The 11,220-nt window shown below is 66.9% G+C and carries 10 protein-coding genes and 1 pseudogene; 1 reads left to right on the top strand and 10 read right to left on the bottom strand.

From position 1 onward, the window contains the following. Positions 1-7: 7 nt before the first annotated feature. Positions 8-3,376, bottom strand: coding sequence for a LamG-like jellyroll fold domain-containing protein (locus HEB94_RS53470; RefSeq protein WP_192750035.1), 3,369 nt, complete (start codon positions 3,374-3,376; stop codon positions 8-10). Positions 3,377-3,968: 592 nt separating this feature from the next. Here HEB94_RS53470 and HEB94_RS12465 point away from each other — a divergent pair. Then, positions 3,969-4,577 carry a GrpB family protein gene (locus HEB94_RS12465; protein ID WP_202896307.1) on the top strand — a complete coding sequence of 203 codons (609 nt, stop codon included), beginning with the start codon at positions 3,969-3,971 and terminating at the stop codon, positions 4,575-4,577. A gap of 97 nt (positions 4,578-4,674) precedes the next feature. Here HEB94_RS12465 and HEB94_RS12460 read toward each other — a convergent pair whose 3' ends face one another. The 9 genes and pseudogenes from HEB94_RS12460 to HEB94_RS12425 form a co-directional block, all read right to left on the bottom strand. Continuing rightward, on the bottom strand, positions 4,675-5,154 hold the full coding sequence (locus HEB94_RS12460; RefSeq protein WP_192750033.1) for a hypothetical protein: 480 nt from the start codon (positions 5,152-5,154) through the stop codon (positions 4,675-4,677). 155 nt (positions 5,155-5,309) lie between these two features. Next, positions 5,310-6,011 (bottom strand): DUF6058 family natural product biosynthesis protein, encoded by a 702-nt coding sequence (locus HEB94_RS53465; protein WP_192750032.1) that lies wholly within the window; start codon positions 6,009-6,011, stop codon positions 5,310-5,312. Positions 6,012-6,094: 83 nt separating this feature from the next. Beyond that, on the bottom strand, positions 6,095-7,660 hold the full coding sequence (gene budA, locus HEB94_RS49215) for an acetolactate decarboxylase (protein ID WP_202896306.1): 1,566 nt from the start codon (positions 7,658-7,660) through the stop codon (positions 6,095-6,097). Positions 7,661-7,696: 36 nt separating this feature from the next. Beyond that, positions 7,697-7,876: a thiamine pyrophosphate-dependent enzyme gene (locus HEB94_RS54540; protein ID WP_420481585.1), complete on the bottom strand. Its 180-nt coding sequence runs from the start codon at positions 7,874-7,876 to the stop codon at positions 7,697-7,699. 7 nt (positions 7,877-7,883) lie between these two features. After that, positions 7,884-8,090 (bottom strand): thiamine pyrophosphate-dependent enzyme, encoded by a 207-nt coding sequence (locus HEB94_RS49205; protein WP_273375430.1) that lies wholly within the window; start codon positions 8,088-8,090, stop codon positions 7,884-7,886. Then, a pseudogene (locus tag HEB94_RS12440) lies at positions 8,038-9,273 on the bottom strand (thiamine pyrophosphate-binding protein); the annotation flags it as partial. The pseudogene HEB94_RS12440 and the gene HEB94_RS49205, both read right to left, overlap by 53 nt. Before the next feature lie 39 nt (positions 9,274-9,312). Further along, positions 9,313-9,870 carry a hypothetical protein gene (locus HEB94_RS12435; RefSeq protein WP_192750031.1) on the bottom strand — a complete coding sequence of 186 codons (558 nt, stop codon included), beginning with the start codon at positions 9,868-9,870 and terminating at the stop codon, positions 9,313-9,315. A 10-nt stretch (positions 9,871-9,880) separates the two neighbouring features. Further along, positions 9,881-10,396 carry a hypothetical protein gene (locus HEB94_RS12430; RefSeq protein ID WP_192750030.1) on the bottom strand — a complete coding sequence of 172 codons (516 nt, stop codon included), beginning with the start codon at positions 10,394-10,396 and terminating at the stop codon, positions 9,881-9,883. 215 nt (positions 10,397-10,611) lie between these two features. Continuing rightward, the gene (locus HEB94_RS12425; protein WP_192750029.1) at positions 10,612-11,124 is read right to left on the bottom strand and encodes a winged helix-turn-helix transcriptional regulator; all 513 of its coding nucleotides are present in this window, start codon (positions 11,122-11,124) and stop codon (positions 10,612-10,614) included. Positions 11,125-11,220 lie beyond the last annotated feature (96 nt).

Genomic DNA, 11,220 nt, shown 5'->3' with positions numbered 1-11,220 from the left:
GCCCCTCTCAACCGTTCATCCACTGCAGGAAGATTTCTTCTCGGGACATCACGCCGGTGTACATCCGGACGTCATCGAGCTCGCCGGCGAACGTGGTGGCCGCGTCCGTCCCCGGTAGCTCGCTGCCGAACCACACCGGACCGGTCGCACCGTGCCATGGCTCAGAGAACTCATATCCCTCCGGATCGCCTTGGCGAACGCTGTCGACGTAAAGGAACATGCGACCCTGCACCCGGTCGTAGACCGCCGCCAGATGCACCCACTCGCCGTAGTCCTCAGGCTCCAGCACACGATCCGAACTGAGGCTGGCCGTACTCGTCCACTTCGAGTCGAGCCGGTCGAAACGCCATCGGGTCGGATTCTCACGACTCAGCCGCAGCCCGTAGCTCTCCCGCGCCCCACCAGGTACCGGGCTGTGCGAGCCCTGCGCGACGACGGCTCCCCGGGCGGTGGGGCTGGTCGGTTTCACCCAGGCAGTGATGGTGAAACTTCCCTCGCCGTCGATCACCGGCACGTTGATGGCCGTCCTGGCGTAGCCGTTCCAGCTCGAGTCAACCCGCAGCACCCGGCCACGGACCGGATCCGACACCCACGACGCACCCGAGCCCAAGGTTGCCGTTGCCCCGTACCCGGAGGAGTCGGCCGCGGAGGTCCCAGCTGTTTCGTCGAACTTCCAGTGGCCGACAAGCGCCGGCTGCTCCTTGTCATCTGCGTCGTTCAGGTCAATGACGCTGGCGAACTCCTCAGCAGCCACATAGCGGTTCCATAGCTGCACCTGATCGATCCGGCCCTTGAACGGCGCCCCAGCGACACCCGGGTAGCTCCACCTGCCGATCTCGAACGGATCGGTCACATGAAAGGACTTCGCGTACGCCGCGGTGCCCTCAGGCACGCCGTTCACGTACAACGACAACCGGCCAGACGCACCGTCGTAGACCCCAGCCAGATGCGTCCACGCCCCCACAGCGGGCGGTGAGGTCGACATCGCGGTCGACGACTTGGCCGGATCATCAGGATCCTGCCGCTGGAACCCCCACCGGTTCGCGCTCTTGGAGTAGTACAGCAGGAACGCGTGGTGGCCGTTGTGGGCTTGACGTGCCACTGCGGCGTAGCTCTCGGTGGAATCCAGCCGCACCCACGCCGCGACCGTGAAGCTGTTGTGCGTGCTCACCGCCGCCGCCGCGGTCGAGGCGTAGTCGTCCACACCGTCCAGCTGCAACGAACCCGCGAGGCGTCCTTGCGGCGACCATCCCGCGGGTCCACCCGCCACTGTCATCGGGCGAGGATTTGGCCCGCCTGCCATGTCTGCAGCACTGGAACCCTCGGTTTCGTCGAACTTCCACACCCCGACCGGGGCCGAGCCACGAGCGACCTTGAATCCGTAGTCCAACGTGGTGCTGATGTTGCCTGCTGCGTCCTTGGAGTAAACATGGAGCACGTTGACGCCGAACTTGTCGGGCCAGATCGACACTGTGGCCGGGGCACCCGGCGTCGCGGGAGTCGCCGACTGCAGCGCCCGGTCATTGACCCGGTACTGATAGGCAATCACATCGGCATCGCCATCGAAGGTGAAACTTCCCAGGATGCCGACCCCGCCGTAGCCGACCGCGTTGTCGGGGTCGAGGGGAGGATAGGTAGTCGAAGTGATCTTCGGCGGCGCCGGCCGGCTCGTGTCCACCTTGAAGTAGCAGTAGCCCGAATAGGGCCCGAAGTCCGTGGCCTCCGCAGGCGTCGTCGCGATCGACTTCTCCGCCCGCACCCGGAACTTGTAGACCGTGTTGTTGGCCAGTTCCCCCGTAGGAATCGTCACGCGGACAGTGGTCCCCGAGGCCACCGCTGTCGGATGCATGACCTGCCAGATTGGTGAGGTGCCGCTCGAGGTGAACACCTCGAACCGCGCCTTCATATCCGCACTGGCGCCATCGGCATCGGTCAGGTAGCCCTGGAAAGTGGGCGTCGCATCACTGATCACGGGTGCGTTGGCCGCCGACGCCACACACGACGTCGACGGTTCGGAGATCTTCACGCTCGAGGGCTTGTTCGGAATGGAGTTGTACACGACCGACAACACCGGATACGAGGCGTCGTTGTCGTAGTTGCGCCAACCCCACTTGTCTGTCTCATCCGCCGAACGAAGCCCCAGCGTGAGCTGCGACGACTTCGCCGCCGCCGCCTGCTCCACCCCAGCTTCGGCGTTCCACTCCTGCAGGGTGTAACCAGCGCAAGTATCCCGGTGTCCATGGATGGTGGAGTTCGAGTCGAGCGTCGCGTACCACGTCGGACCGGGCCAGGCCGTGGAAGAGGAGATCGCCGCGGTCCGTCCCAACTGCACAGCTGGCGCCGCCGTGCCACCACACGCGAACTGAGGACTGTGGATCTGCTTGTGGGTGAACACCGCCGAAAGGATGTGCTTACCCGCGAACGCCGTCGTGTCGAAGCGATAGAACACCCGGGACTTCTTGTCGTCCTCCCAATCGTCGTACCCGACCCTGGCGTGCTCGGTGGCGTGGTTCGGGAACTTCATGCCGTTCGACCACACCATCGTCCAGTAGGTGCGGCGGACCGCCTTCGAGATGCCCGGGTCGATGACAACCGGGTAGACCGTCTCCGACCCGTGCAGCAGCTCGTGGTCCGGCGTCACACTCAGCTGCGAACCAGACACCTCGACGGGCATCTCCGCCGAACGCGACTCCATCGGCTCCTCGATCACGTCCCCCGGATCGATGTCCAGCGCGACTTCGGGCGACGAAGTCTTCTTCTGCGACATCGCGGTCGGTGACGGGCTCGGCGAGCGGTCAGCTGCGCTCGGCTGCGCCCGAGCGCTGTCTCGTCCTGAGGAGTCCCACATCCGCGCCTGAGGTCCGGCGAAGATCAGCCGCCCCTGTCCGTCCTTGGCTTCGAACTCGCCATCGGCGTTCTCCGTGGCCGATACACCAGACGCCGACAGGGCGAAGCTCAGCTCGGCCAACTCCGGATTCACCGCAGCTTCGGGCGTCTTGACCACGATGTACGTCGAGAACCCCTCGACACCGGCCTGGAGCACCAGATCGACATCGGGTAGGACGGCCGGGTAGGTCGCCGTCGGCCCCGACAGGACCGGCTCCGGCAACGCTCGGCGCCACCCCAGGCCGAGCGACTTGCCCTCGTCAGCGATCGAGGCCAGCGGTCCAGAACCGCCACCCGAGAACGTCAGCCCGACCGGGACGGCCTTCGGCCCCACCGACCCATCAGACCGCCGGACCAACGTCGGGTCGACCTTCACCCATCCGTCGTCCCTGCGGACACGAGCCGGCCCCGCCGAAACCTCGGCCGTGAAGGTCCCGTCCGGATTCGCGAGGACCCGACGGGTCTCCGTCGTGAGCTCCGGAACCTCCACAGGTCCAGCCGGAGCCGTCCGCACGGGGGTCGCCGCCCCAACCGGAGCTGCTGACGCCGTTCCCGCCGCCGACGGCACCACCGCCAGAAGCGGAGAGACGACCGCGACCGCCAACCCGGTCAGGACCGCTCGGCCACGAGACCAACGCTTGACGCCACCAACGAGCCCGCCCCTCCGGGCACACCCCGACCACGCCATCAGGCCATTCCCCCACCCACTCACAGAGATCCAAAACGGCGCTATGTCTACACGAAGGAGAGGCGGCCACGGAGGCCATCCGACAAAAGTTCACACAAACTGCGCGCCTACCGACAGGAACTGTTGCCATGTCCGGTTTGCGTGCTTCAGGCCAGGTCGGGGGATCTTGACCGGCCCTGAGATAGGGACCAAAGTGGACAATTGGACTCTGGAGAGGGAAGGCCGAAGCCACGCGGACATGTCTGCCGCTAGCGTTCAAGGTCCGAAGTCGGCCAGCTCCCGGACGGGTTGTGCGACCTCCTGCGGCCCGCGAGGAAACAGGATGGGGTCGGCCCGAGCGACGCACTGCTGCTGGGCCAGAAGAGGCAGGACTCAGCGGTCGGGAGGATTCACCGTGCAGCTCGTCGAACTCATCGAATGGCAGCCCGACTGGGCGAAGGACTTCGACGTCCTGGCTGCTCGCATCCGACAGGCAGCCGGTTCCTCGGTGGTGCGGGTCGACCACATCGGCTCGACGTCTGTGCCGGGCATGGTGGCCAAGGACTGCATCGATGTACAGGCAATCGTGCGCAGCCTCTCTGACGAGCAGCTCACCCAGGGTTTGCTGAGCGCGGGATTCACGAGGTCGCCCGGCGCCGGGGAATATCGGGATCACGTCCCGGAACGTTGGGACGGAGATCCGGCTGCCTGGGACAAGCTCGTGTTCCGCCCACCCGCAGGCACCCGGACGGGCAATGTTCACGTCCGTATTGCCGGCCGCCCCAACGAGCGGTATGCCCTGCTCTTCCGCGACTTCCTGACCGAGGACGAAGCGGCCCGCGAGGCCTGGGCAGAGTTCAAGCGACGGCTAGCACGCGCGGTGCCCGCCGACCTTTCTACGTACGGCCAGATCAAAGACCCGGCCACCGATGTACTGATGGCCGCTGCGGAGCGATGGGCGAGGGAGACCGGCTGGACGCCTTCGCAATCGGTGAGCGCGGCATCTGCCATACCTCGGGACTGAGCGCTTCCCTCCCGGCGGTCGGACAGCTTGTCCGCACAAGTTCCGCGTACGCCGCGCGCGGTGGCCTCCGGCGGGACAGGAGCCGAGCCGGTCGCCCCTACGAGGGGTGGGAGAAGACTGGCAGGGGCGGCCGCGGGAGGGCAGGCGCCTCGCGCGGAGCGGGACTCTCCTCGACAGCAGTGTGGCCCGCGCCGTCGGCGACGCTCCCGGCGTCGGCCTCCGTCTCGGAGACGCGATCGCTGTCGGCCTCCGTCTCAGGAACGCGCTCGCCGTCGGCCTCCGACTCAGGAACGCGATCGCCGTCGGCCTCCGTCTCGGGAACGCGATCGTGGTCGGTCCCAGTCCCGGTCCCGGCCGAGGCCTCGTACGGCCCAGCCGTCTCCGGCAGGACCCTGCGGCTCGCAGTGACGGGAACGCTCAGTGTCATGCCACCGTCATGCCCTGCGGCAAGCGGCGAATCGCCAACACGGACCTGGGAGACCGCGGAGGCACCGAGCGTGCGCGCCCGTGAGACCCAAGCCTCGACGTCAGCCAGGGTGAGACCCGAGCCCGTGGGGAGCACCAAGAACGCAGCCATCCCCACATCCTTGCACCCCCCAGCAAGCTCCTCATGGACACGTCGATACACACCGCGGGGACCTCGGGTGATGCGGCACCGCGTTCCTCGCGATATGGCGGGAATTGTTGATCAGCGTTCGAGGTGCCCCTGCGTTCCGACGTGCTCGGCCGCGGTCAGCTTGCCACTCCGATGGGTGAGGTGAACACCTGCGGGAAGTACGCACGCAGGTAGGCGCCATACCACTGTGGCGACATAGGGCCGCCCCAGCGCGGAGGGTCCAGTGCCGCGCCCGGCCGCTCGATCGCGGCCAGTGAGTCCACTGCGGTACGAAGCTGCTCGGCCCAGGACGCGTCATCTGGCTGAGGGCTGAGGAGGAGGCGCTCGATCGTCGTGACGTACAGCGCCTTCTCGGCTATCGCCTCCGGCGTGGCCTGCTTCAGGCACACCCCGTAACCACCGGAGTGGTATTCGGTCCACTGCCCGTCGGCTTCGGCAGGGCTGTCGGACAGCCCAAGCCGACGCGCGGCGCTCAGGTAGCGGCTGCGGAACCACTCCGGCAGAGCCTCCGCGCCACCTGCGGCATCCAGCGGAGCGAAGAAGTCGCCGGCGACCATGTCCGTACCGTCGACCAGCCGGTAGGCGGGCTGGGGCAGTCGGCCGTCGGCCATCAGCTTCCGGACGGCTTGCGTCCCGCCGTCCCGTGAAGCGCCCAGTTTGTCAAGCTCGACGAACTGGGCGCGGATGTACTGCTCGTCCAGCTCAGCCAGTCGGCGAGCGAGCTCGAGCGGACCGGTCAGGCGCGGGCAGGGCCGTCCGGCGAGGTCAGTTGCGTGCTGGTCGGCGGCGGCAGCGGGATACGTCGTTGGATAGCGCACGTCGAGCACCATCTCAAACAGCACTGACAGCGACGACCGTGACCATGCAACCCCGGGGGGGCAGTGGGAGCCCAGTCCCCCGATCAGTCCCGCAACAGTCCGTGCGTGACACCTTCCGGATTCGTCAGGAGGGACTCGTGCGGGCCCGGAACCACGATCGGCTCGACGCCGAGTCGTCCGATGAAGTCCGCCGCGGCGTCGGGCCGGCCCAGTCCGTGGTCGTCCGCGCTGAGGACGTACGCGACCGGTACGCCGAGGCTCGTCACCTCCGGTACGTCCAGCGCGTCGAGATGGTAGTTACCCGGCTGGGGAACGAGCGTCTCGAAGAGGAACCGCTGAAGCTGTTCCGGCTCCCCCTGCATCAACGCACGCTGGACGATCTCGAACGTCGGCGCCCAGGTCCAGTCGGACGAGGACCGGATGGCTGTACGCACGGTCGCCGCGAACTCGGGCGGCAACTCGTCCAACGCGCTGCGACCACGAGCAGGAACGAACGCGCTGTAGTAGACGACCTTCGACAGGCGCTCCGCCAGGCTGTGGGCGGCACCGGTCAGCGGGTACCCGCCCCAGCTGTGGGCGACCAGGACCACGTCGGCGAGGTCCCGGCGTTCGACCTCGGCGACGACATGGTCGACAGCGGCCTGGAGACGTAGACCCGTCGGATCGTCACCGTCGGCAAGGCCGGGCATGGTGAGCGCCAGCGCCTGGTGACCCGCGTCTCGCAACCGGCGGGCCACGGGCCGCCACGCCCACCCGGCATGCCAGGCGCCGGGAATCAGCACGAACGTCGACACGCGAGATCCTCCCAGTGGCCAGCGCTGGCGGCACACGGCCTGGTCCTCAGTCGCCTTCTGCTTTGTGGATCTGATCCACGACGTTGGCCGGCGACAGGTCCGAGTCGAGGAACTGCCCGACCTGGGCAGGCTCAGGTGGAATTCGGAGGCGGCGCTGATCGCGATCTCGCCCTGCTCCACTCGGAAGTCCAGCGAGTGTCCGCCGCGTGTACGCGCTTCGTCGAGGAACTGCAGGTGATAGCCGGGCACGGAGATCCCCTGCTCGTATTCGTGCGTGCGGAATCCGGCCAACGTACCTGCCACCCCGGAGAATTCACTCTCCGCCTGGCCGGCAGTGGCCTGGGTCAGCGGCGGATAAGGGGGCCGTTGCTCCATGACGGTCCGGGTCTTGATCGTGCTGAACGTTCCGGTGACCCGGATGCCATAGATGAGGTTTTTACTGGGGATCGCCTCGTCGATGAGCGCGATCACCTCCGCCCGGCTCGTGCCCGAGGGAACTGGGATGGTCGTGTCGGTCGTGAACCACGTGACGGCGGCGAAGGGGGTGAGATCGGTACCGGCGGCGAGGCTCGCGCTGCCGTCCGAACGCAGGTGGTAGCAGGTGCCGTCGAGGATGACCATCTCGCCGTCGAGGTGGTTGAACGTACCCAGGCCGAAGTCACCGTGGGTCAGCAGTTCGGCGATCGTGACGTCGCCGTCGTAAACGCCGTCGAGCAGGGCTCCCATCGTGGATGACTGGTAGACCTCCCGGGCCCGGTCGGCGCTGTGCTGGACGTCACCGGCACCAGACCGATGGGCCAGCATCGTCCGCGCCCACCGGCGGAAGCGGTCACTGGCGGTCTCGGTTGTGCTCATGTTTTCCAGCTTTCGTGTCTCTCGGTGCAGGCGCTCCTACTCGAAGACGTCCTCGTGCAGGTGGGCGCCGAGGTCGGTGTTGCGGCTGTAGTCGACCGGCACGTCGATGATGGACGGACCCTCCTCGGCCAGTGACTGTTCCAGCGCCGCAACGAACTCCTCTTCCGTCCTGACCCGGTGGCCGTGGGCTCCGAAGCACTCGGCGTACTTGACGATGTCGTAGTCACCGAGCTGGACGCCGGACTTCCGCCCGTACTTGAGTACTTTCCTGAAAGCCGACCATGTCGTAGGTGTCGTCGCGCATGATCACGTGCGTGAAGGTCAGGCCGAGCCGGGTCGCGGTCTCCAGCTCCTGCGCGGAGAACAGGAACCCACCATCACCCGAGACCGAGACCACCTGCGTGCCAGGGCGCACCATGCTCGCTGCCATGGCCCACGGCAGGCTGACGCCCAGGGTCTGCTGACCGTTGGAGAACAGCAGGTGGCTCATACACCCGGAAGTGACGGGCCATGTAGATGTAGTTGGAACCGATGTCGCAGGCGATCGTCGCGTCGTCGTCGAGGATCTCGCGGAGCTTCAGCACTACCGCGACCGGGTTGAGCCCGACAGACGAATGCCCGACGGTCCTGGCCGTCTCGTCGATCTCGGCCAGCACCCGCTGCTGCCGGGTGATCTCGGACTTGAACCCGTCGGCGAGGCGATGGCCGGACAGCTGCTTCGCCAGTTCGGTGAGGGTGGCAGCCACGTCACCGCGCAGTTCGAGCGCAGGTTGGTAGTGGTTGTCGATGTCCGCGGGAACCGAGTCGATGTGGAGGATCGTGCGAGCGACATCGGCGTTCCACAGCCCCGGGTCGTACTCCACCGCGTCATAGCCAACGGCGATCACCACATCCGCCCGGCCCACGATGACATCGCCGGGCTGGTTGCGGAACAGCCCGACCCGGCCGACGTAACGAGCCTCCAGGTCTCGCGACACCACGCCGGCGGCCTGGAAGGTCTCGACCACCGGAAGATCCGTGTCGGCGATCAGGGCGCGAAGCGCCAGACAGGACTCGGGGTCAGCTCCGCGTGCCCCGACCAGCAGTACTGGTCGCTCGGCTCCATGAACGAGTTGCGCCGCACGCCAGATCTCCTCCGCCGGTGCCGGACCCAGCGGCGGCACCCGCACGGGCCGGGCCACCCCGGCGGAGGTCGTGGCTGCCTGGACATCCGCGGGCAGCACCACCGCGCTCGCTCCACATGGCTCCGCCATCGCGGCACGGAACGCGTTCGCCACCGTCTCGGGCACGTTGTCCGGATCATCGACCTCACCGGTGAACTTGGTCACCGCCTTCAACAGAGCGGCGGCGTCCATCGACTGGTGCGTGCGCTTGAGCCGGTCCCCGCGCTGCACCGCGCCGCACAGTGCGACCACTGAATCCTGCTCGGTGTTGGCCGTGAGCAGACCGGTAGCCAGGTTGGCGGTGCCCGGCCCGGACGTGACCAGCACCACCCCCGGCCCTCCGGTCAACCGACCGATCGCCGCGGCCATGAACGCCGCGTTCTGCTCGTGCCGGCACACCACCAGCTGCGGTCCCATGTCGGCCAGCACATCGAAGACAGCGTCGATCTTGGCGCCTGGAACGTAGGACCGTGCGTATGCGTTGTCCTCCTACCAGAGCGAGAAGAAGCTGCGTAGTGGGTGGGGATGGTAGGAGTCGAACAGCGCGAAGTTGATGAAGGGGGTAACGGCCACTCCGAGCAGGGCGAAGGTGTGGTTGAGCTCGGTCATCGTGTGCAGGCGACGGTGATTGCCATCGGCGTCGACGGCCGCGTCGGGCGATGGCTCTTCCTCCCCGGAGCCAGGTCGGTCGGCGGGGGGTTCGTGTCGCGTGACCACCTTGCCGACCAAGGTCGCTGCGCCGGTGAGAACCGTGCCCGCGACAAGAACGTCCTTGGTGGTCACCATGACCTTCGCGTCCTTGTCGAGGGACCGGCCCCGAAGAGTTCTTCGCTCACTCAGCCAACCGGCCGCGATCGCGGCGTTGACGAGTAGTTCGTACACGGTGCCGCTCGTGCTGAGCCGAGCATCGGTACCCGACTCCGCGGACTCACCGGCTCCGGGCCGCTGGGCGGCACGGGCGAGCGCGGGTCCGCCGAACGCGGCGGCGGCCAAGCCAAGGCGACCGACCGAAGCGGCCGCGGTCTGCACGATCGTCATCATCGTCACCGCCGTTTCGTCAGGTGAACAGCCGGAAGATCGTTCCGGGTCGGTACGAGCGCAATATGTTGAAGTTCACTTGAGGAGTGAGCCCGATCGCGCCGGCCGCGAAGGCGCGGTTCAGCATCTTCATCATCGTGAGGCAGCGGTAGTAACGTTTGCCGCGTTCGGAGGCGTCGGAGGTGAGGTGGCCCTCCGCGTCCAGCGGCGGTCCGTCTGGAAACTCACGCTTGACGAGTTGACCCGCGGCGATGGTGGCGACGTTCGTGAGCGCGGATCCGATGACGGCGAGATCCTTCAGCCTGACCGCGTCGTCAGTCGCTTGGTCGAGGTGGTGTTGTGTCCTCAGGGTGTGCTGCTCGACCAGCCAGCCCCCGGCAAGCATCGTGTTCGCCGCGACGTCGTACCTGCTGAACAGTCCCCTGGCACCGTCACGACCTGTCGTGATGGTGCCAGGGGACTGTGGATCGCCGACCAGCGCGGCGGCCGCGCCTAACTGGTGGATGGATGCCGCAGAAGTCGTGAGCAAACTCATTTGGTGGCCCCCGTTGCGAATGCGGCTCACCGGGTTGAGGCGAGCCGTGAGCTGACGAGCTTCATTGCTACGCTCAGTAATCAACTCTCTGACCCGCCATTTGCCGTGTCAAGGGCACGCCTGGGTGCAGCCGATGGATCGCAACGCCCACGAACGCCAGGCCTGCCGGGGAGGCAGGTGGCGTGCGCTCGGATGATGTCGTGGACAGGGACGAATCAGTCGAGGACGTCGAGATCCTCGGTTTCCTCGCCCGCGTCGAAATTCGCGACGATCGCCAGATCGTCCAGATCGAGGGACCTGCCGTCTTCGGACCGGGCTTCGATGACGACACGGGCACCGGTGCCGCGCTCGACAAGGGTCAGAGGTCCGTGCCCGTCGGGCTGCAGGTGCCGGCTGCCCCACTGCATGAGTCCGAAGACCACCGGCAGGAGGTCGCGCCCCTTCGCGGTCAGGTGGTACTCGTCGCGGGTCCGTTTGCCGGCCTCTCGATAGGGCTGTTTCGCAAGCGCACCGAGCGCGGTGAGCTGCTTCAGCCGGGATGCCACCACCGCATCCGTGCTCTGCGTGCGGCGCACGAAGTCATCGAAGCGCGTCGTGCCGTACAGCGCCTCACGAAGGACGAGCATCGCCGTGCGCGAGCCGATCACTTCCATCGCCATCGCGATCGAGCAGTGGTTCACGCGCCAGGTGCTGCGGTCTGCGAGCGCGCCCTCGAACGTGACCGGCATGCACCCTCCCTGACTATGCGAACGAGTAGTCAGATGCTAACTTCTGACTATCCGTTCATCAAGTCAGCCAGGAGCGGGCCGAGAGTGCTTCCGCTC

Source organism: Actinopolymorpha pittospori (assembly GCF_014873875.1).
Classification (GTDB): domain Bacteria; phylum Actinomycetota; class Actinomycetes; order Propionibacteriales; family Actinopolymorphaceae; genus Actinopolymorpha; species Actinopolymorpha pittospori.
The sequence above is the reverse complement of the archived record's forward strand: the minus strand, read 5'-3'. Positions and strand labels throughout refer to the sequence as shown.